The 22,632-nt window shown below is 29.4% G+C and carries 23 protein-coding genes and 2 pseudogenes; 4 read left to right on the top strand and 21 right to left on the bottom strand.

Annotated elements, in window-relative coordinates; translation table 11 throughout:
* From Q0649_RS22540 to Q0649_RS22440, 21 genes and pseudogenes are all read right to left on the bottom strand, one after another.
* Positions 1-851: pseudogene (locus tag Q0649_RS22540) on the bottom strand (family 2 glycosyl transferase); the annotation flags it as partial.
* Between the two features lie 212 nt (positions 852-1,063).
* Complete coding sequence (locus tag Q0649_RS22535) at positions 1,064-1,339, bottom strand: hypothetical protein (RefSeq protein ID WP_298847252.1); 276 nt, start codon at positions 1,337-1,339, stop codon at positions 1,064-1,066.
* Between the two features lie 59 nt (positions 1,340-1,398).
* Positions 1,399-1,554, bottom strand: a complete 156-nt coding sequence (locus Q0649_RS22530) for a hypothetical protein (RefSeq protein ID WP_298847249.1) — start codon at positions 1,552-1,554, stop codon at positions 1,399-1,401.
* A gap of 41 nt (positions 1,555-1,595) precedes the next feature.
* Positions 1,596-1,811: a DUF3791 domain-containing protein gene (locus tag Q0649_RS22525; protein ID WP_298847247.1), complete on the bottom strand. Its 216-nt coding sequence runs from the start codon at positions 1,809-1,811 to the stop codon at positions 1,596-1,598.
* A gap of 2 nt (positions 1,812-1,813) precedes the next feature.
* On the bottom strand, positions 1,814-2,056 hold the full coding sequence (locus Q0649_RS22520; protein WP_298847245.1) for a hypothetical protein: 243 nt from the start codon (positions 2,054-2,056) through the stop codon (positions 1,814-1,816).
* 134 nt (positions 2,057-2,190) lie between these two features.
* Positions 2,191-3,813 (bottom strand): type I-B CRISPR-associated protein Cas5b, encoded by a 1,623-nt coding sequence (cas5b, locus tag Q0649_RS22515; protein WP_298847255.1) that lies wholly within the window; start codon positions 3,811-3,813, stop codon positions 2,191-2,193.
* A 6-nt stretch (positions 3,814-3,819) separates the two neighbouring features.
* Complete coding sequence (locus tag Q0649_RS22510) at positions 3,820-4,746, bottom strand: type I CRISPR-associated protein Cas7 (RefSeq protein ID WP_298847243.1); 927 nt, start codon at positions 4,744-4,746, stop codon at positions 3,820-3,822.
* 21 nt (positions 4,747-4,767) lie between these two features.
* Positions 4,768-6,495 carry a type I-B CRISPR-associated protein Cas8b/Csh1 gene (locus tag Q0649_RS22505; RefSeq protein ID WP_298847240.1) on the bottom strand — a complete coding sequence of 576 codons (1,728 nt, stop codon included), beginning with the start codon at positions 6,493-6,495 and terminating at the stop codon, positions 4,768-4,770.
* A gap of 18 nt (positions 6,496-6,513) precedes the next feature.
* Positions 6,514-7,200: a CRISPR-associated endoribonuclease Cas6 gene (locus tag Q0649_RS22500; RefSeq protein ID WP_298847238.1), complete on the bottom strand. Its 687-nt coding sequence runs from the start codon at positions 7,198-7,200 to the stop codon at positions 6,514-6,516.
* 29 nt (positions 7,201-7,229) lie between these two features.
* Positions 7,230-7,355, bottom strand: coding sequence for a hypothetical protein (locus tag Q0649_RS22495; RefSeq protein WP_298847236.1), 126 nt, complete (start codon positions 7,353-7,355; stop codon positions 7,230-7,232).
* A gap of 54 nt (positions 7,356-7,409) precedes the next feature.
* On the bottom strand, positions 7,410-8,498 hold the full coding sequence (locus Q0649_RS22490; protein WP_298847234.1) for a BTAD domain-containing putative transcriptional regulator: 1,089 nt from the start codon (positions 8,496-8,498) through the stop codon (positions 7,410-7,412).
* Between the two features lie 15 nt (positions 8,499-8,513).
* Positions 8,514-8,771, bottom strand: a complete 258-nt coding sequence (locus tag Q0649_RS22485; RefSeq protein WP_298847232.1) for a hypothetical protein — start codon at positions 8,769-8,771, stop codon at positions 8,514-8,516.
* A 186-nt stretch (positions 8,772-8,957) separates the two neighbouring features.
* Positions 8,958-10,223 carry a BTAD domain-containing putative transcriptional regulator gene (locus tag Q0649_RS22480; RefSeq protein WP_298847229.1) on the bottom strand — a complete coding sequence of 422 codons (1,266 nt, stop codon included), beginning with the start codon at positions 10,221-10,223 and terminating at the stop codon, positions 8,958-8,960.
* Between the two features lie 421 nt (positions 10,224-10,644).
* Positions 10,645-12,027, bottom strand: coding sequence for a polysaccharide biosynthesis tyrosine autokinase (locus tag Q0649_RS22475; protein WP_298847226.1), 1,383 nt, complete (start codon positions 12,025-12,027; stop codon positions 10,645-10,647).
* A gap of 49 nt (positions 12,028-12,076) precedes the next feature.
* A pseudogene (locus tag Q0649_RS22470) lies at positions 12,077-12,739 on the bottom strand (sugar transferase).
* Between the two features lie 51 nt (positions 12,740-12,790).
* Complete coding sequence (locus Q0649_RS22465; RefSeq protein WP_298847223.1) at positions 12,791-13,111, bottom strand: hypothetical protein; 321 nt, start codon at positions 13,109-13,111, stop codon at positions 12,791-12,793.
* Positions 13,112-14,792: 1,681 nt separating this feature from the next.
* Positions 14,793-14,930 (bottom strand): hypothetical protein, encoded by a 138-nt coding sequence (locus Q0649_RS22460; RefSeq protein ID WP_298847220.1) that lies wholly within the window; start codon positions 14,928-14,930, stop codon positions 14,793-14,795.
* A 186-nt stretch (positions 14,931-15,116) separates the two neighbouring features.
* Positions 15,117-15,929 carry a glycosyltransferase gene (locus tag Q0649_RS22455; RefSeq protein WP_298847217.1) on the bottom strand — a complete coding sequence of 271 codons (813 nt, stop codon included), beginning with the start codon at positions 15,927-15,929 and terminating at the stop codon, positions 15,117-15,119.
* Between the two features lie 12 nt (positions 15,930-15,941).
* Positions 15,942-16,871: a GDP-L-fucose synthase gene (locus Q0649_RS22450; RefSeq protein WP_298847214.1), complete on the bottom strand. Its 930-nt coding sequence runs from the start codon at positions 16,869-16,871 to the stop codon at positions 15,942-15,944.
* Between the two features lie 12 nt (positions 16,872-16,883).
* A complete protein-coding gene (gene gmd / locus Q0649_RS22445) occupies positions 16,884-17,990 on the bottom strand; it encodes a GDP-mannose 4,6-dehydratase (protein ID WP_298847211.1) in 1,107 nt (368 codons plus the stop codon).
* A gap of 17 nt (positions 17,991-18,007) precedes the next feature.
* Positions 18,008-19,057 (bottom strand): mannose-1-phosphate guanylyltransferase, encoded by a 1,050-nt coding sequence (locus Q0649_RS22440; protein WP_298847178.1) that lies wholly within the window; start codon positions 19,055-19,057, stop codon positions 18,008-18,010.
* 491 nt (positions 19,058-19,548) lie between these two features.
* On the opposite strand from Q0649_RS22440, the gene Q0649_RS22435 reads away from it, so the two are divergent.
* The 4 genes from Q0649_RS22435 to Q0649_RS22420 are packed head-to-tail and all read left to right on the top strand — an operon-like array spanning position 19,549 to position 22,441.
* On the top strand, positions 19,549-19,800 hold the full coding sequence (locus Q0649_RS22435) for a helix-turn-helix domain-containing protein (RefSeq protein ID WP_298847175.1): 252 nt from the start codon (positions 19,549-19,551) through the stop codon (positions 19,798-19,800).
* A 53-nt stretch (positions 19,801-19,853) separates the two neighbouring features.
* A complete protein-coding gene (locus tag Q0649_RS22430) occupies positions 19,854-20,894 on the top strand; it encodes a DnaD domain-containing protein (protein ID WP_298847172.1) in 1,041 nt (346 codons plus the stop codon).
* A 57-nt stretch (positions 20,895-20,951) separates the two neighbouring features.
* Complete coding sequence (locus Q0649_RS22425) at positions 20,952-21,485, top strand: sigma-70 family RNA polymerase sigma factor (RefSeq protein WP_298847170.1); 534 nt, start codon at positions 20,952-20,954, stop codon at positions 21,483-21,485.
* Between the two features lie 44 nt (positions 21,486-21,529).
* On the top strand, positions 21,530-22,441 hold the full coding sequence (locus Q0649_RS22420; RefSeq protein WP_298847166.1) for an N-acetylmuramoyl-L-alanine amidase: 912 nt from the start codon (positions 21,530-21,532) through the stop codon (positions 22,439-22,441).
* Positions 22,442-22,632: the final 191 nt, after the last annotated feature.

Raw genomic sequence — 22,632 nt, 5'->3', positions numbered from 1 at the left:
GGATGTTTTAATGGGTCAGTTGTTACCCAGTTTGAAAATGCGACTGGTCTTTGCATTTTGTATTTTGTCATTTCATATTCTATAACCTTGTCTCCAATATCACAAAGAAAGGCTTCAAAAGGTGATGCTCCCTTTGTATAAAGATATTTACCATTATAATTAGTCCTACTCGGATTGTTTTGATTGCTGCTTACTACAAAAGCAGGGTCCCATTCTATACCCAAAATCCACCCAATGACATACTTTGAAACATCTGATGTATAAGTACCGTCTGCATAACCTTTTTTAACTGGAATGTAAGCATTTCCGTGTAATACATCAACAGTCTCATTACCTGTTTTTATTACATCCTTTAATATCTTGTCATTATTTCCATAAACATCATTAATCGTTGCAATATCATTTTCATTGACCCACACGCCATGAAAAATATAAATAGGTTTTTTACCAGCCTCTTCAGCCTTCTTATTAAAATCATACAAAGCATTATAAAATTGAGGTCTTTGAATTGTATAAACTCTAATTGTATTTGCATTCATGTTAGCTATATAGCCAAACCATCTATAATATTCATCGTACGTGATTGCAACGTCTCCAGGAAAAGCGCCTGGTTTTCCAGCTCCAATATTAACCCCTTTTATAAACATTTTGTTCCACGTGCCTTTTTCTAAAACATAAAAAGAGTTTTTGTCCGTCTTACTTATATATCCTAATGTATTTTTGACTACTGCTGTACTCTCTTTATTACTCACATTCTTTTTTGAAAATATAAATAATGTAAGTGTTATTGTACTTAATAAAATAAATATTATAATACCAATAAATATATTTTTTTTATTTTTAATCATCATTTTAAAGTCCCCCTAAACACGGTAGAAATAAATTCTATATTTTAATTTAATTATCTTAATTATCTTAAATTCTACAATCTATGCTTATTCCCTTTATTTTTTTATTTTTTTTTGCTCATCAAATTGTCTTGTTATTCGACATGTTTTGCAGTAGTTGTGCGTTTTTAAATAAAACAAAAAGCAGCAACACATAATTATTGCTGGTTCTCTCTCTAAACTGTTTCCCTTAAAACTTCTGTTATCTCTTCAGTTACCAAATCAATCCATATACTGTATTTGTTGTTTTCTCTCATGTAGTGAAATGATACCCAATTTCTTGCTACCCTTTTGTGGCTATTTATTTTATATGCAAAACAATGTTTAGCAAAAGTAACCTTTTTCCACTGCGTAGTATTGTCTTCGAATCCGTTTAGCTTGCAATAATCAGCAAGTAATCTCTTACCCTTTTTTACAGTTATCCTGCTTTTGAATAACCCAATTAAATGCATATAAATCCTCCCTGTATTATAGATTCATTACATTATTATATGCATCAAAATCCGATAAGTCATAAGAACATTATGATGTCGTAGAATAAATACTTTAACAACGAAAAAACTACTGAAATTATATCTCTATAACTTTCAGTAGTTAATAAATTCACATCAGATATCCCATCTTCGCCTAGCTTCGCATTTCCATTTTTCGCTTCTTGTTTATTCATTTACACATAACAGGCTGCTTATGTGGCCCATTTATTGGTTACTAATTTAAATCAAATTTTTGTCTTGAATTAATATAAATACTAAGATCCTCTATAATATATTCTCTTCCAGTAGTGTGTAATGCTTCATAACTCGCATTAATATAGTCAAAAACTCTGTAATTATTAAAGAGGTCTAAAGCTTCCTTACCCTTTAGATTTTTAGAATTTTTATAATTTTCTATACAATACACTAAAAAATCCAATTTATCTTCCATTCTCATGCCTCCTCAGGGAAAACAATTTTCCCTGTTTTTATTTCTTCAATATAAATATTGTAAAGCGTAGGCACACTTAAATGCCAAACCTTCGTCTCCTGTTGCTCCAGCTTTTCGTATAGTTTTGATGAATAAAGATTGTTTAAGGCCTCTTTATCAGAAATAATCATCTCATTTGCAATCATTTTTACTAAGCGGGATACAATTACCTGTAAAATGGTTTGAAATTCCTTCACTTCATTCATCATAAACCCTCCTTTATATCTAAATCTAACTGACCAATATAATGTAGACAAAATAAACACTTTAACAAAAAAACTACTAAAATTATATCTCTATAACTTTCAGTAGTTACCTCTTGAGAACTTGTTTAAGCTTGCTAATGTATAATGTTCTTTACTATCTCTCTTACATATTCTACATCAAAATCATTTATCTCCGAAATATATTCTACAGAAAGTCCCTTACTGTATTGTTTCAATATCAATTGTTTTATTCCTTCTTCTCTTCCTTCTTCTCTTCCTTCTTCTCTTCCTTCTTCTCTTCCTTCTTCCTTGTAGTGCAATCTTCTAATCTCGTCTATACTCAATTTAAATGCACCTCCATTTTTTTTTTTATATTCTTCATATTTTTTTTCTATCTCTGGATCTTTAATTAAAAATAAATATTCTAAAAAATCTACTAATGCTTTTATTTGATCATTATTCTTAACTTTATCATAGCCCTTTAATTCCGCTGCTAATTTTATTTTTGCCTTTATTATATCTTCATCATGTACTCCTGTTTCTAGTAAACTTTTTGCCATTTTAAAAACTAATTTCAATGGATTGTTATTGTTAATTTTTTCAAGCTTTATTTTTTCTACATCGATAGTTTTAAAATTATATATTAGTATTTCATTTTTCAACTCTGGCAATTCATAAACATATCTTTTATCTTTTCCTTGCTCACCTTTATAAGTGTATATTGCTGCAGCCACTATTTCTGACTCATCATTATTTTTATATCTAAATTTATCCCATATTCTATAAAAGTATCTGAACATTCTTTCTCCAAAAACTTTATAACCACTACTATAGCTTTGTACCTCTACGTGAATAAATAAGATCTTACTTCCTTTATCTTTTAATCTAACTTTTATTATTTTATCAGATATTACCTTTTCGCTACTATCCTTGTCAAATATGTCTTTCTGTATTTCCAGTAGTTCCTTATCTAAGGATTCTGTTCCTAATTTCCAATCTATTTTATCAAATATCTCTGGAAAAAGTAATTCTACTACTTCTACTTCGAATGCTTCTAAAATAGACTTCCAAGCTGCATCATTCATGTTTGTAAAAATAAATGGAGTAGTTATATACTGATTATCCCTGGGTTCTAGAGCTATTGGCAATCGTTCTTCATATTTCCATGAATCTACCTGCTGATCTACTAAATTAGAAGGATCCTTTTTTTCTTGTTTAATTTCAAAATAATCTCTAATAAATAAACTGTCCACATTTTCACAAGAATTTATTTCTTTAAGGCCTACTACCCTAGCATCCGTGATATTGGCGTAATGATCATTTTTACCTAGATATGGCATGTATTCAAAACTATTTTCTAAAAAACTATAAATGATTTTTCCCATGTTTTTATTATCATCAATTAGTATATAAATATCCCAGCTAGGTTTTTCAAGCCATTGTTCTTTTACTATAAGGTTTCCACCCACCTCACCAGATGCATATCCCACAGAATTATTAAAAGCTTGAATCTTTTTAGCAATATATCCCCTATCGTTTCTTGGTACTATAGAAATGTTCAAACTATTTAATTCACTATAAAACTTTGGGTATTGTAATTCCTTTTGAAAATTATAACCTTCAAGCCCAATTGCAGCTCCTATAATTCCAAGTATCGCTATTTTGTGAATATTACCATAGGTAAAATATAAGTATGTATTTACATCCGGCTTTTTAAAGAAGGCTGTCTCTCCAGATAAGGTGAATTTTAATGCCATCATATTTTATACCTCTTCCCTAGTAAATATATTGAAATATTTAGTTTTGCTTATATTCACTTCTATCTTGGTTTTATAAGGGTTATAGTAAATTTCAATGTTTAATATCCGATCAGATAATTTGTTTAATAAATCTTCAAATTTTAATGTAATAATGTCAAAATCCTTCTCTTTACTAAAAACAATATATTGAGCTAAATCTGGTAAATACAAATCCTTTTGTGTTTCTACAAATATGGCAAATTCATTTTCACAACCAACCTTAGAATTTGTATTATATGCAGTAACGCATATGAGTGAGACTTCTTTAAATTTTTTATAATCATCTCTTGTATAGCCTTTTGTTGCCCCCATTTCAATATAATTGTTATAAGCAGATGGGTTTATTACAAATGGATAAAAATAATGAGCTTCACTACTTATTATCTTTGTACCAAGGGACACGGCGCTTGCGTCATCTTTGGTTCCATCTCTAAATAGGGATAATATTTGTTGCCTCTCTATGGTGGTATCGTCATATTTGTTAAATCCTTGTCCAATTTGAACAGCTCCAGTTATAGATATGTTATTTCCTGCTTCAGCAAAGGTAGCCCCAAAGTTTTTAACATCTATAGCTTTAAATAAATTTTTTAAAACTTTATCATTATCCTTTTCATTTTGTAAATCTTTCACTTTAAAAATCTCTTCATATCTTTCTTTTAAAGATTTTGGTTTTATTTTTATTTCACCTTTTTTATCTTCTATTTTTAAAGATTTTATGTATAACACTGGTTCACCGTTATTCTCCCACATTTTTTTCATAGGATATTTTAATGCTTTATCGCTACCAAATATTTCACCTGTTGATATTGACTTAGGTTGTCCACTAAAATCTGCATTCCAATTTGCCATTATTGATTTTATTCCTATAACACCACAAACCCTAAACTCCATTGCTCTTTGTCACCTCTTTTTTTATTCATTTATTAAATCACTATATAAAAATCCTGCCACCATAAAATTATCATTTACTGCACTTTTTACCTGATAGTTAAGAACCATAGTCCTTAGATTATCAAAGTTTTTATTTTCTTTTTTAAGAATATAATTATATCTATTAAGAAGTTTTTCTAATGATTCTTTTAATTTTTCATCCCTCTTACAGTTAAGGATTGGAACAATAAGAGAAAACATAGTTTTATCTGATCCATTTAAGAGTTCATTTAAAGGTTCATTTAAACATACTAAATAGCTTAAAATTTGACCGATGACAAAATAATATTCATAGTCATTATCAAAGCCAACTATTTGCTTCATCATTATCTTTTCTCTTAAACTACTAACAATCTTATTTAAAATGTCTTCCATATCGCTTTCGCCTGTAAAGTAATTTAGGATTCCACATCTAAGGTTAAATTGTTGTTTTGCTTTTTCCCTATAATTGTTACATATTGAGTCCTTAATTATCTCCATAGATGTTTTATCAAATATTTGCTTTATTATTGTAGCATCTCCCTTGTAAAACCAATTAAAAAAGGCACCTCTTGATTTTATAAGATTTTCTTTAATTACAAAATCATTTGTTTTTATATCTCTCGGATTTGTGAAATAATTTTCGAATAAAATTTTATAAAAGAAAACATCGTTAATTATTTTTTTAAGTTTGTTTATTTGTTTTATTTCTCCATACTTAGAAGTAAGTGAGCCTTTAACTTTTACAGAATCTATTGGTATAACTTTATTCACAAATAATCCAGAAATCTTATTGTCAAATCCCACAATAGTATCAAAATCAAGAATTTCTATCTCTTTACTTTTTATTGTTCTTAAAAAATAACCTGAAAATTTATCGTTTAAATACTCCATGTTTGATAAACACTTTATATCCCCATTTCCTATATAAATATTTGTTTTACCTCTGCAAGCATTATTAAATAGGTAATCAAAAAAGTTTTTTTGAAGTATTGCTTCGTTTATTGAAATTAAATAAGGTAAAGAATTTTTTCTAGTCTTATTTCTCAGAAATGGTTTTTTTGAGTTTAACCCCATGTTATCATTAGGCAGCCCATATGTTATATTATCTACTTGAAAATTATAGCGAGGACTATTATAAATATTAGGTATCACATATTTTGCACTTTCTTTTTTATATAAGTCTATATCATACTGGAAAAATATCTTTAGATAGTTCTTATTCTTAGCTACCTTGTTTATAAGTGAAAATATATTGTTTTTAATCCATTCTTTGTTTTTTTGAATTAAATTATAATTACTCCTGCCGTATTTCGCGTCTATTAGTTCATAGATTTTTCTTCTTTCCTTGTCTATATTTTCTTTGTACTTAATTCTTGGATTTTTTAATATTTCATAATAATTGTCTATTATATTTTCTGTCAATTTTTCAACATTAACATTTTCTTTTTTTATAAAAAAGCTCAAATAATTGTTACTATGTATAATTTTATGAGGATCTATTGGTTTATTAATATCGACTAATTTAGAAAAATAATCCATCAAAGCAAAATCGTAATATCTATCATCTTTATCAGAGCTTTTTTTATCAATCTCTAATATTTCGATAATATTACCATTAGAATGGACTAAAACATAAGTTCCTTCACTTAAAACACAACTATCAGTTATCAGTTTTTCACCTTTTTCTTCATATTTCTTTTGAAAAACTTCTAAACAACCCTTTAACATTAGGAACCCTCCCTATAACTATTTGCAGTTTACATACCCATAACCACGGGCATTCATCTCAAGCAGACCTGTCCCAAGCGAAAAATATGCTAAGTCCTGTGCTAAATTATTATCGGCAATGTTTAATGTTATTTTATCTCCAAGCATCCTTATATCTTTATATTTTGTAGCTATTAGTGTTTTATTATCAAACCTTATGTATGTAAATAAATCAAACTCTTCATTAATAGTATGTTTTATATAGTTATTATATTTCTTTATTAAATTTTCTTTTAATCTCTTTTCAAATATTTCTAAACTTTCATTTGTCCGCCAATATCCACCTTCAAATTTTGTCACAACTGATGTAATAGAATATATTCTCTCAATATATCTTTTAGGAATAATTTTTGTTTCCATAGTTATTGCTTTCAAGGTATTATTATTCTCATCTTCTAAAAATTCCTGAAAATGATGTACTAATTTTCCCTCAACTGTTCTTATTGTAATGGTATATATATTCCCAGCTAAATATATTTTGCCCTTTTCAATTGGATAAAAGGAGGAGAAGGTGTAATTTTTATATTGATTATTATTATGAAAATTTAGAAAGTCTATGTCTTTGGTTAGACAGCTATCTATAATTTTACTTATTTCTATTTGACATTCCTCCATTGGAATATCTTTTTTAAGATAAACTTTTAATAACAATTGCCATACCTTCATTTTTAAAACTACTCCTCTATTTACTATATTTAACATACTATTAAATCATTATTTTCTCTACCACCACAATCTATTGATTTAAGCAATGCTTTTACTGTTATCTTCTTAGAAGTATAATTTTCATCATACTTTTTTATAATTCGATTGAGTATCATATTTGCTTGTTCACTTGTTGTTCCTGAAAGTAGGACAAGCACTTGTGTCTCGCTCTACTCCGTCACAACATCACCTTCACGTAGATCTTGTATTAATACATTAAGAAGTGACCCTATTCCATTTCTCATTACTTTATTATCTTGTCCCCTGTTTTTCACTCTATTTATTGTAAATAACCCCATAAATATAATTTGTTTAGTCCTTACTGCTCTATGACATTCTAATTTATAAACAGAAACAAATGTATCTGGCTCACAAAAGTAAGCACCATCCGATTCACGACTGTCTACCATTATTTTTTGAAAAGAACTTAAATCCACTAATACCTTTTTATCATTACATTTAATTTTTCGGTATAGCTTTCTTAGGTCAGATGATGGTTTTACTCCCATCTCCTCGTAGAGCATAGATGTTACGTATTCATATTGTTTTTGTGCTTGGACCATATTACCCTCTTCAATAAGTGCTTCAATATAAGGTAAATGGATTTTTTCTTCAAATGGTTGAATTATTAATGCCTCTTCACATACCTTGAGAATATCCTTATTCCTTTTATATTGTTTTAATAGTTTTATTAAATTAGCTATTACATCCATATAAATACGATGATAATAGTTTCTAATAGGCATAACCCACTCATTGTAGGAGTCTTCACAAAGATAATCACCTTTATATAACATTAATGCCTGTTTTAAAAGATCAATTGCCTTAAGAAAATCATCATTTTCCTCGTATACTTTAGCTTTTTCATAAAGATCTTCAAACTCATCAATATCCGTCCAATAATATGATTCCTTATTCCAGCTATAACACCCTTGCGAATAATTTATAACTGACTCTCCATCTTTATTTACGCCTTTATAATCTAGAAGCATTCTAAGTCTGTAAACAAGATTTTGCAAAGCTTTTACTGGATTATCACATTCTTTATCCTTCCATAAAACATCGAAAAAGTTTTCTTGTACAATTCTTTTATTTCTATATGTAAGCGTGTATTTAAATAAATTCCACACTTGTTGAGACCGCTTGCAATCATTTGAAAGAACCTTTCCATCCAATACTACTTCGAAGCAACCTAGTGTATATACTTTCAAACACTTTTTTTCCGTTTTGCATGTAAGATTTAAATTATTTGCTAACAAAAAAATCCCTCCCCATCATTTATTCATATACTGTTTGCCACCCTTTAAATATATTGGAATTACCTCTTTCACCCATGAACGAAATTCGTTACTAGGCTGGGATATTGGTAATTCATTCACCTTTTCATTCATTAATAAAATCATTTCAATTAAGCTTCTAAAATGGGTTCTCTGATCAGACTTACAGTGCTTAATTTCACCATGTATGCTGCTATCATTGTTCATTATGATATTTAAGGTAAACTCTTCTGATTCATTATCATTCATCTTCATAATCAATTCCCCTTAGTGTCATACTTAATAATCATTATAAGTAAATTTTGCCATTATATGGTCATAACTCTTCCTTATCTCAGTCACAGTTCAGTCGCAAATAATACAGAAAATGTAAAAGTTGATAAAAGTGACATTACGTCTCCTCTATCAGCTATCTATAATATTTTATATTCAAAAATTTAATTACTCTATTGAACTAATTGGTTTTAATAATTTTTCTACAATTATATTATTTGATGTTGCCAACACTTCATGTTTATTTAAAATACGAGTTAATACTCCATCCGCTTGTTCAAGTGTTACTTCTGATAACAAAACAATTACCTGAGTTCCACTCCATTCTGATACAACATCTCCCTCGCGAAGATCTTGTATTAACATATCTAATAATGCCCTCATTACTTTTTTGAGTACGTTACTATTATTGGTTTTGTTTTTTGCCACTGATATGGTGATCATACCCATATAATCAACTTGTCCACCCCTTGCTGCCTTGCGACAATCTAATTTGTAAATTGAGCTAAATATATCTGGATCACAAAAGAAAGCACCATCACAGTCATCCCTGTCCACCATTACTTCTCGTATATCATCCAAATTCATAAGCTTCTTATCTATCTTATTATCAGCCTTATTATCATCATTACATTTAATTCGATGGTATAAGTTACGTAAAGCAGTTGAAGGTTTTACTCCCATATCATTGTATAACCTGGATGTTATAGATTTATATTCATTCTGTGCCTGCTTCATATTGCCAGTTTCAATAAGTGCTTCAATATAAATTACATACAGCTTTTCTTCAAACTGTTGTATCATTAATGCCTCTTCACAAACCTTTAAAACATCCTTTATCCTGCCATCGTCCCTTAGTAATTTTGTAAGTCTACATATTATATCAATATATATACGATGATAATAGTTTCTAAGTGGAGTTACCCACTCATTATATGGGTCATCAGAAAGATAATCACCTTTGTATAAGCTTAACCCTCTCTGATAAATTTCAATAGCATTATCAAAATCCTTATTATTCTCAGAGGTTTTACCATTGTTATACAAGTTCTCAAACTCATCAACATCTGTCCAATAATTACATTCCTTATTCCAGCTATAACAACCTTGCGAATAATTAATAATTGACTGACCCTCTTTATTCTCTTCTTTATAATCTAGAAGCATTCTAAGTCTATAAATAAGATTTTGTAACGCTTTTCCAGGGTTATCACATTCATTATCATTCCACAGGACATCGAAAAAATTTTCTTGTATAATCCTTTTATTTCTATATGTAAAAATATATTTAAATAAATTCCAAAGTTGTTGGGACCGCTTGCAGTCATTTGAAATTACCTTCCCACCTGATTTAACTTTAAGTGAGCCCAATGTATATACCTTTAGACAATCTTTATCGCCACTTTCAATAATTCTTAAGCTACTATCTAACAAATTTAATCTCCCCCTTTAAACTATCTAACTACTTTAAACCACACTCAAATAAAACTGTTTTTTATAAGGGCATAAAAAAACTCCATTTTCATAGATTTTTCTATGAAAAGGAGTGGATTCACTATTAGCTCATCATATTCAAAGTGACCAATTAAGAATATGTTTCATTGCTTCCAAGAAATTTGTTTTATTAATTATTAGTTTATTCTACAATTATATACTATTTTGCTTTTATATGGTAGTCATTTCTATAAAAAGCATCCTAATATTTAACATTATTATAAATTTATATATAATCAGTTTTATAATATTCATGTTATTTGCATATTTATCTCATTGCTATATTCCTATAAACTAAATTAAAATATTTTAATATATCTGTTAGAATATACGTTAAACTTCACCCTAATATTTATTTCACTTACACATTTTCACTTTTATTAGATTCTTTAAGCTCCCTTTTAGTTTTCACTCCACTTTTCTTACCTTTACCATTGGAATAGTAGTCATATCCATAACCTACAAACGCTCTTTTATCAACTTTATTTAATACGACTCCAATTAATGCAGCGTTAACATTTGCTAATAATTGTTTTGATTTTTTACAAATTTCTATTTTTGTTTGTTCACAGTTTATTACTAATACAACTCCAACTTTGTCAGTAACTAAGATAATGGCATCTGCAAATGCAACTATTGGAGGGGTATCAAGTATTACATAATCATATTCTTTTTCCATATCCTTAATAAATGTTTTCATCTTCTGAGATGCTAATAACTCCGACGAATTATAATTAAGTGTTCCAGCAGTTAACACATTTAATTTATCGTTAATCTTTGCTATAATTTCCTCAACTTTTCTTTCCTTCAAAATCACATCAGCTAAACCTTCACTGTTACTAATATTAAAGTATCTATGGACACTAGGTTTTCTAAGATCACAATCAACAAGTAAAACCCTCTTCCCTGTTTTTGCTATAGCAAAAGCAATATTAGTTGAAACTGAAGTTTTACCCTCATTAGGGCTTGAGCTAGAAACCATTAAAGTATTTATTCCTCTGTTCTCCAGAGAAAATAACAAATTGGTTCTCATGCTTTTAAAAGCTTCAGCAACTTGCGATTTAGGCTGTTTCTCTACAATAAGATTCATCATATTTTTTTGTTTTGGAATTAACCCCATGGTAGGTAACCCTAATTGTCGTTCTACATCCTCTTCACTTTTAATTGTATTATCCAAATGATCTATAAAAAAAGCTAGCGACAATGAAAATATTAAACCTAGGATAAATGCTTTTGCAATATTCAACTTTTTGTTTGGTTTTATTGGTACTTCAGGATCTAAAGCCTTATCCATTATTTTTACACTCCCTGAGGATAGAAGCTTTTGAGATTCTTCTATAAATGCTTGTGATAAAGCATTTGCTCCTTGCGCAGCTACTTCTGCATTTCCATTTTTATAAGATGTATCTACTATTTGTGTACCTGTTTCAGACGTAATATCTTCATTAGACATAAATTCTTTCCAAGTAACACCAAGATTAAGTCTCCCAAGAGCATTTTCGGCTACTAGCCTAGATTTTGCAATTTGACTGTATGTCTTAATCAAATCTTGGTACATCGTTACTTCACTCTCTGTAATCTTTTCTGTACTATCTTTTCCAACAATGACTGTACATTGAGCTTCGTATACGGGTTTAAGCACATAAAAACTTAATATTCCAGTTACAATAGTTGCAAAAGCTGTTATTAACATTATTAATTTTATTCGTTTTCTAATTATGATTAAAAAATCTTTAATTTTCATGTGATTTTCCTCTTCCATGATGCACCCCTTCATTTATTGAAATTATCGTCTAAGCAGCGTTTTTATCACCAAGTAATACAAATACCGTTTTTATAATAAGCTTTATATCAATCCACGTATTTCTTTCCTTAATATATTTTATGTCAAGCTCCATCCACTCTTCAAAACCAATATTATTTCTACCCATTACCTGCCAATAACATGTTAACCCCGGTTTAGCCAGTAATTTTTGTTTATGATAAGAGTTAAAGCAGCACACTTCTTTAGGCAAATTAGGTCTAGGACCAACTAATGACATATTTCCCTCAAGTACATTAAATAACTGTGGTAATTCATCAATACTAGTTTTTCTTATAATCCTACCCACACTTGTAACCCTTGGATCCCTTTTAATTTTAAACATAGGTCCAGACATTTCATTTTTACTCATTAGCTCTTTTTTAAACTCTTAGGCATTACTAATCATGGATCTAAACTTATACATTCTAAATATATCTCCATTAATTCCAACTCTATCTTGAGCGAAAACAGTAGTTCCTTTAGAATTGAACTTTATAGCAATCGCTGTACCAAGCATAATTGGTAGTAATAATATAATTCCAACTAAAGCCCCCACTATATCTATAAATCTCTTTACAATAAAATAATAATATCTATTTTTCAACTTTGTATTTTCTGTATTATAAGTAACATTAGTCGGTAAGTCTGCCATATGGCTCTCCTTTCTTCTTTTCATAAACGGCTCTTAACTATTTACATTCTTTTATTTTTTATTCTTACAAACATACTCTCTATAAATTTTTCTTCTTTCAACCTCTAGGTCTCTTAAAGATGTATCCTCGTCATTATCCTTCCATGAATTAAACTCAATTTCATTACTTTTGTCCTTTTCACTTGTTAATGCATCCTCAATTAACATCATCATTTCAAGACAACTACGAAAATGTCTTGTTTGTTTTCCATCTAACCATTTTATTGTTCCTTGCCAACTTGTATTTTGCATGTATTGTATCTTTACTAAAAAAGATGTGGATGTTCCCATATTCAAGGTAAAATCTTCTGATTTATTTTCACTTATCTCCATAATTAATTCCCCTTAGTTTCATACTTAAACAATGACTATAAACAAATATTACCATGAGATGGTCACATATTAATCCTTACTTATCCTCAACTAAGTCCTTGACTAATCATAAAATGAACTAAGTTCAATCACTACTCAGTCACATGTTAAATAAGAAACAAAAAAAATGACAAAAGTGATTTTACATCACTTTTGTCAGATACCAATGTTTAATATATCTTAAACTCAATCTTGTATTTCTATATTCCTTATTTTTTTACTATAATACATTTGTTATTATTTTGTTGTATCGACACCTTTTAAATCATATAATACTTCAAAACTTTGACCACCCAATTGTTATGATAATGTTTCTAAAATATCTATAGAAATTTGCATTTTGTAAAAGCAATGGAGCAATAATTATCATACTTATATTTACATAAGATAATATAGTAACATATTTTGCTTTTGAAGTATTAAAATTAATTTCCATTATCTTCATGTTTTTGATACGCAAATGCGTAATAAAGATATTTAATTACAATAAAAACTAATTAACTAAAAATCCGCTATTAGTTGTTAACTTCTGATAATAAACCATTTTAATATCATTAGAGAATAAAGACAATTCAGCCAACCCACTAGTCAATATGCTTCTTTCAAACAATAAGGATATTGAAACAATTAAAGAAATAGCTGAAACAAAATCTACTATATACTTTTTATTTCTAAAGTACAAAATAACAAATATAAAGTAAAAGATAATATTGAATGTACCGTTGATGCTAAAGCAATACAAATTATATATAAAACATGCTTACCTTTTTACGAGATAATAAAAATCTAAACGAAAAAACAAAAATAGACATTACAACAAAGTTTCTAAGTTGTAAAAAATCTGGGAACATTGATGTTATTGAATATAATTCAAAAATTAAATGATAATTATCTGTATATTATTTGATTCCCAAAAATATAATAAAATAACATATTAAATAAGTTATTATAATAAAATTACCATAGCTCATTCCTATAGTATTGAAGCATTTCAAAATCAATGTAAATCCTAATTCGGATGAAATATTTTCTCTACTGCTAGCGTATTGATTTGCATACATAATATAATTGTTTCTTGATTAACTTGAAATTAGCAGAAAAAAGAAAAAACAAAAAGAAATAGATGATACTATTTTAGACTTTTTTCTAAAAATTTCTAACGATAAATTTATAGCTAAACATGTATTTCACCCTTCTACTTTACCTATATTTTAACTTAGTTCTGACATATAACTACATCCAATACGAACCAGCTTAGTACTACTGTTTTATATTTTTTAAAGTTAGATTTCTAAGTTACTTTTATATATATAATAAAATGTACACCTCATATAAAACATAATCATAACACTATCTTATAAACCTTCATTTTTCTTTTTTAATGGGTATTTGATGCCTGAATAAACTTTATAAAACGATATCCTCTCACACCAATTAAAACATATTAACTTAATTATTTTTAATATTTAATATCACCTTTAATAATATTATTGAATAACTTATTGATATTATTGGTAAAATTTTCATTCAAAATATGATTAAATTCTAATCTTTTATATGTATTTCATTAGTCTTATCGGTTTTTTATTTTACTCTTTATAAATTTAGGTAGTATGTTTACTATTTTAATAATATAAATTTTTTACCCCATACTCTTTATATAAAATTCATCTATCACTTTATATCCACCTTTTTTATAAATTTGCAATAGTTCTTCCCTAATATTAGTGTGCTTACTCGGTTCATTTAATTGATTATTATGCTTAGCAACCTTTTCCAAAGTCGTTGGTATTAATTTTATATTTTTTTGAAAATCAAATAAATATTTTTCAGCTTTAGTATATAAAGAAGGATGTTGCTATTGAGAAGTATTGTAGGGAAATTCTTTGTGAAGAGAAGGTATCGGTGCAAGCCCATCCCAAAGATAAGAATAAGTATTTAGGAGTGTAGTAATGTTTAAAAGTAATTACTTTAAAATATTTATGAAATTCAACAAAGTTAGTATTTCCTTAAACCTACCAATGACTTTAATTAAATTTTCTAAATCATAGTAAAGTCCTATATTCCCCGAATACATAACTACTGTTTTATTTTCTAAACCATACTTACTTTTAAAAGCTAATACATTTTCATTATTATCTGGTAAAGGATAAATCACTTTTTCATCAATCCAGTTATTTATAAAAACATTATTAGGAACTCTTTTATTATTAAATCTATTCCTTAATGTTTCTTGCATATCTCGTCCTACAACTATTACCTTATTAGCCCGCTTGCAAGAAAACTTATCTACCCTCATAGCCATATTAAGTATAAATTTATTTTTACTATACCCCACTGCCATAGTTTGCTCCGGATTAAAATCTTGAATATTATATATGAACTTTGCTCTTTTTATAAATTTTCCTATAACCCCAAGTACTCCTCCTAAAATAGGAGGTTGTGAAACGCTAAAGACTATGTCCTGCTTTCCAACTTTAAAAGTAGCAAAACTGGCGTTAATAAAATAAGCTAATATATTTTTAATTCTGCTTATTTTATCTTTTTTATCAAATTCCGGTACTCTCACTCTTAAAACTCTTATATTCCCAAGTTTTTCTATAAACATTCTCTTTTTTTTATATTTTTCATCCACTTTCCCATCATAATTAGGAACCACACATATAACAGTTATTTCAAAGTCATTACACAATCCTTCACATAACTCAGTTAATATCTGCCCTGTAGAAGCTACATCAGCGTAAAAATAATGCGCATATACCAAAAGTCGTTTTTTCATATACACTTACCTCTATTTATAGTTTTCCCTATACCACTCATATTCCATCCTAACTCCATCTTCAAGATCAACCTTATACTTCCATCCAGTCCCTTCAAGCTTACTAACATCTAGTAGCTTTCTTTTAGTCCCGTCTGGCTTTTCTGTATTAAACTTTAACTCACCAGTGAATCCAACTACCTTTTTAACCATCTCTGCTAGTTCGCCTATAGTAAGCTCTTTTCCAGTTCCTACATTTACATGTTCTTCGCCATCATAATTCTCCATCAAATATACACTGGCATCAGCCATATCATCTACATATAAAAATTCACGAAGTGGCTTTCCTGTTCCCCAAATTTCAACTGATGGATCATTATTAACTTTAGCCTCATGGAATTTTCTAATAAGAGCAGGCAAAACATGTGAATTTTTTAGATCATAATTATCATTAGGTCCATAAAGATTAGTTGGCATACAGCTTATAAAATTATCACCATATTCTCTTTTGAAAAACTGACACATTTTAAGACCTGCAATTTTAGCTATTGCATAACCTTCATTTGTTGGTTCAAGATATCCCGAGAGTAAATATTCCTCTTTAATTGGTTGAGGACAATTTTTAGGATATATACAAGAGCTTCCTAGAAATAAAAGTTTTGTAACTTTGAAATCATGCGCTGCCTTTATAATATTGTTTTGAATTTCCATATTTTCATATATAAAATCAGCTGGATATGAACTGTTAGCTCCAATTCCACCAACTTTCGCTGCAGCTTGAAAAACGTATTCCGGTTTTTCTTTTTTAAAGAAGTTTCTAACCTCCTGCTGATTCATTAAATCTAATTCATAATGAGTCCTTCCTATTATGTTTGTATATCCTTTTTCCTTTAGATTACGAACTATAGCTGAACCTACAAGTCCTCTATGTCCAGCTACATAAATTTTACTGTCTTTATTCATAATGACACCTCCTTATATAGCTATAGCAGCTTCAGCATGTGCTTTAGTGGCTTCTGTTTGAGCTATAAACTCATTTGAACTAATTCCAGCGATTTCTCTCATATCAGAATCTACCATCATCTTAACTAGTTTTTTAAAACTGACTTTTCTCTCCCATTTAAGTTCTTTTTCGGCTTTTGTAGAGTCTCCCCAAAGTAGATCAACTTCTGCTGGTCTAAAGTATTTAGGATTTATATCAACGTAAAGTTTTCCTGTTGATTTATCGTATCCTTTTTCATCTACTCCTGTGCCTTTCCACTCTATGTCTATATTAACTTCTTTAAATGCTAATTCTACAAATTCTCTAACTGTATGAGTTTCATTTGTTGCTATAACAAGATCTTGCGGTTTTTTCTGTTGAAGTAATAACCACATAGCTTGTACATAGTCTCCTGCAAATCCCCAATCTCTTTTTGCATCCATATTACCAAGAGATAATTTTTCTTGTTTTCCAGAAACAATACTAGCAATTGCTCTTGTTACCTTTCTTGTAACAAAGGTCTCTCCACGTCTTGGAGATTCATGATTGAATAATATTCCATTACATGCAAACAAACCAAAAGATTCTCTATAGTTTACAGTTATCCAATAAGAATATAACTTTGCTACTCCATACGGACTCTTTGGATAAAATGGTGTCTTTTCGCTTTGTGGTGCAGTACCTGGTAATCCTCCGAAAAGTTCTGAAGTTGATGCTTGATAAAATTTGCATTTTAATCCGCTTTCTTTTATTGCATCGAGTATTCTAAGAGTTCCCATACCATCGGTATCCGCAGTATATTCTGGCACCTCAAAAGAAACTTGAACATGACTTTGAGCACCTAAATTGTATATTTCATCTGGTCTAACTTTTTCTAATATCCTATTTAAATTACTTGAATCAGTTAAATCACCATGATGTAAAAACAATGTTTTATTTCCTATTTCAGGATTTTCAAACAAATGATCTATCCTTTTTGTATTAAAAGAACTAGCCCTTCTTATTATTCCATGTACTTCATAACCTTTTTCTAATAATAATTCAGTTAAATACGATCCATCTTGCCCTGTTATTCCTGTTATTAACGCTCTTTTCACCATTAATGCACCCCTTTATGTCAACTAATTCTATTTTTAAGTTCTCTTATATTCTCCATACCATCTTTTTTACCAACAAATATCATATCATCCGATTCAACCACAAATGTATCCTGAAGTCCTGAAATAACTATAGGTTTACCATTACTAATAATAATGTTATTTCTACAATCGAATTTTTTTACATTTCCCATACAGAGATTGTTATTATTATCTTTTTCCCTATATCTTTCAATAGCTTCCCAACTTCCTACATCATCCCATCCAAAATCAGCTGGTATAACATATATATCTTTTGCTTTCTCCATAATTCCAAAATCTACAGATATACTATCAACATTGATGTATTTTTCTTTTAAGACTTTGTGATAATCTTCCTGCCTTGTTGCTGCTATTTCACTTAACACCTCATAAGTGTTTGATAAATATTTCTTTGTAAGTTTTAAAATGTTTTTGGCCTTCCAAATAAACATTCCACCGTTCCAAAGATAGTCTCCATCTTTTAAATACTGCTTAGCCTTATATAAATCTGGTTTTTCTACAAAACTCTTAACTTCTCGCAGCTCGTTACCATTTAAGTCACAATTCATATCACCATAATTTATATATCCATAACCAGTTTCAGGTCTATCCGGTTTCATCCCTATAGTAACTATTGCCTGTGCATTTTCATTCACAAATTCATAAGCTGAATTTAAAACCTCTAAAAATTTGACTTCATTTTTAATAAGATGATCAGATGGAAGTACTGCTATTGTTGCATCCTCATATATTCTATTAATATGAAAAGCAGAAAGAGCAATACAAGGAGCCGTATTTTTCCCTACTGGCTCTACAATAATATTTTGAAGTGGTAAATTAGGAATCTGCTCCCTAACCAGGTCCATATATCGCATACCTGTAACTATAAATATTCTTTCTATAGGAATAAGTTTTTCTAATCTTTTCACACTCATTTGAAGCATTGTATCTTCGCCTAAAAGTTTTAAAAACTGTTTTGGCTTTTCTTCTGTGGATAATGGCCAAAACCTAGTTCCTTTACCACCCGCCATTATAAGTGCACATAACATTTCTTATCCCCCTTTACTCCATTCCCTTCCATAACTTATTCATCTCAATAATTAATTAACCTTAATATCATACTTAATAATGACTATAAACAAATATTACCATGAAGTGGTCATAGCTTATTCCTTACTTACTCTCATCTAAATCCTCAACAAATCATAAAATAAACTTAGTCTAGTCTCTTCTCAGTCACAAATAATAAAAATTTATCTAACTGGATCTTATATTTAATTTATTAATAAACTATTTTTTAAAATAAAACTAGAAACACCTCTAAAAAAGTAATATTTTGTATTTCATTACCGTATGTGACGGTATTCTATAGTTAAATCAAAGATACTGAGCCTAAGCAAATGCAAATAATGGCTAGTACATTTTAATGGGTTAATATGTCATTATAAAGGCATTTAATAGATTTTTCAGTTTACCTATAGTATGCTATATTTAGTTAAATTAGTTAATAAATGTCTTTAAAACTATAGGAGGTAGACAAATGATATCAGAAATGTTTAATAAGCTTACTTGGTACAAGAGGATTGAAGTTTTAAGAATAGGAAAAGACTGGAATCAAAACCAAGCCAGCATTGAGTGTATCACACACAATAAAAATTATTGGCTTTGGGAGAATGGTCTGTCTTATCCCAGATTTAAAAGTAGAAAAGCAATAGCAAATGCTTTTGGTGTAGAAATGGATTATATCTTCCATCCTACTGACAAAGTCGTAAAGAAAATTAAAATCATCTAAAAAATAATAGCCCAATAAGCATGTGCACTATATATTACGAGGAGGAATAAACAATGGCTAAATATAGACAGCTTTATACGGATTTCTGGAGTGATGATTTTATTCTGGAATTGAATCTACAGGAGAAACTTTTCTATCTATACCTTCTAACGAACACAAAATCAACGCAGGCGGGCATATATCAAATTTCGCCTAAACTCATTTCATTAGAAACGGGATGTGATAAAGTACTTGTGACCCAGCTGCTTAAAAAGTTTTGTGATTATAAAAAGATTTTATACTGCGAAGAAACCAATGAAATTATGATACTAAATTGGATGAAATACAATGTTCCAAATAATAAAAATTTTCTACTTTGCGTACGAAAGGAAATAGTCAAAATCAAAAACAAAAAATTTCTTGAATTATTATATGAAAAATATGAAGTCGCCGGTTTAGATGTAGCTAATATTTTCAAAGGGATTTTTGTAAACGTTGTACCACCTGATGTAAGTGCTCTAAGCCTTATGGAACAAGATTATTCAGATGTCCAAAGTAATAACATAATTATTAAGCCCATTAATAGCCCCTTGGTAGGGGCTACCCACCCCCTCCCAAGTAATAGAGTAAGAAGTAAAGAAGAAGGAGTAAAAAGTAAAGAACAAAAAATAATAAACAAAGAAGAAGCAGAAGCACTAGTTTTGGAAGAAAAAGTAATTATAAAAAAACAAAATCCTGCTGCTACGATTGGTGGGATAGATACTATAATTAAAATATTTCAAGAAAATGTACATGCTATCACTCCACTTGTGTATGAAAAAATATTAAGTTTTACAAAACAAGTAAGTGATGAAGTCATAATTATGGCTATAAAAGAGTCCGTTAGCTATAATGCAAAAAATATCAAATATATTTCACAAGTCATCAATAGCTGGATAAGTAAAGGCATAAGGACCGCTGAGCAGGTTATTGCCTATCAGAAAAAATGGACAAGTAACAACATCGGTAGCAGCAATAGTGGATCGCGTGACCTGAAAAGTGGTAGCTTTTGTGATTACGAACAGAGAACCTATGATTTTGATCTTTTAGAAAAACAGTTACTTGGGATAGCTTAATAAATTATCATATTTACTATATATTAAATAAAAAAATTAGAAGGCGGTGCTTTATTTATGGAAAAACTAGTTGAGAATTCTAAAAATGGTGACAGCGAAGCTACAGTACTTATCTTAGGAAAGTTTAAATACCTTATAATCAAAGAATGTTCAAAGTACCACATTCCAAGCTATACCACCGAGGATTTAATCCAACATTGCCATTTGTCAGTGATAAAAGCTATATCATTATATAAACTAGGCAGCAACAGCTTTAATGGATATTGTATCACCGCTATAAAGATGAATCTTAAAGCACTTTTAAAAGGAGAAATAAAACACTTTCGTGAAGTACCAAACAGTAATATGATAGATTTTGATGCCGAGGAGCATTATGAATTCACCTTAGAGGATGAAGTTATAGCCTACGATGAGGTTAAAAATTTATACACCGCTCTTAACACTCTTCCACCTTTTGAACGTTATATCCTAGAGAGATATTATATTATGGGCCATTCCCTTACAGAAATAGCAGCTACTTCTGATAAAAGTTATCACCAATATGCGAGGATCAAGAAAAATGCCCTTAAGAAATTAAAGGCTATTATGTAGTAGCTTAGAAAAAGAGATAAAATAATAAATAGGGGGAATTATTAATGAAAATAGTAATAAGAGGTGGGCATAATCCAAGCGCTCAGGGCGCCAGCGCAGTTAATGTTGGAGGATTAGACGAACTAAAAGAAGATAGATTAGTATATGTTGATACAATAACTTATTTAAAAAGAGCACAACAAACGGTTCTTGATGGCACTCCAGGTAATTGTAGTGAAAATGCAGATCTTAAGTATGGTACAGATATTGCTAATAACTCTAATTCAGATCTATTTGTGCCTGTGCATTTTAATAAAGCATATGATTCTTATAAAGGGGCGATAGGTAGTGAGGTGTGGATTAATCCTAAAAATCCAACTGCTGTTCAAATAGGTACTAGGATTCTAAATAATCTGCAAGCATTAGGTTTTAAGAATAGAGGATTAAAAGATGGAATGAATGTACAACATTTACATGACATAATATCTTGTGTTCCTACTGCAGTATTAGTAGAGGTATGTTTCTGTGAAGCCACAGAGGATATAGCAATATATAGAAAGGTTGGCCATGATGCTTTAGGCAAAGCACTTTCTGATGGTATTACTGGAAGAATAACAAACTCAATTTCAGGTCAGACTACTTATCCTACACCTGCTAAAGTGACAATAGTACCAGAAACAAGAGTTAATAACTCGATATCACAACTACAAGCTGAATTAAACAAACAAGGATTTGGCAATATTGCAGTTGATGGTTTCTATGGTCCTAAGACACTTGCCGCTTGTCCTATAGTAAGAAAAGGAGATACTGGTAATATTACTAAGTGGTTACAGAAGAGACTTGCTATGAGTTTACAGGATGGTATATTTGGTAGTGGTACGTTCAATACTGTTGTTAAATATCAAAAATCTGTTGGTAATGGTTTGCCTTCGGATGGAATAGTTGGTCATAATACTTGGGATGCTTTATTAAAATAATTACAACAAATAGTGCCATACAATATAAGATACTACAATGCATATCTCTTCATTTCTACAAAAATTTCCTCTTACACCAGTTAATCAATGTTTAGAAGCTGAAATGTTGTTAAAACCTCCGCACAAATAATGTAAGCATCATATATATTAAGTGAAAACAAAATAAAAAGGAGTGATTAAGTATGGCAGTT

Origin of the sequence: uncultured Clostridium sp., assembly GCF_937920395.1 — a bacterium.
Lineage (GTDB): Bacteria > Bacillota > Clostridia > Clostridiales > Clostridiaceae > Clostridium_AD.
The sequence above is the reverse complement of the archived record's forward strand: the minus strand, read 5'-3'. Positions and strand labels throughout refer to the sequence as shown.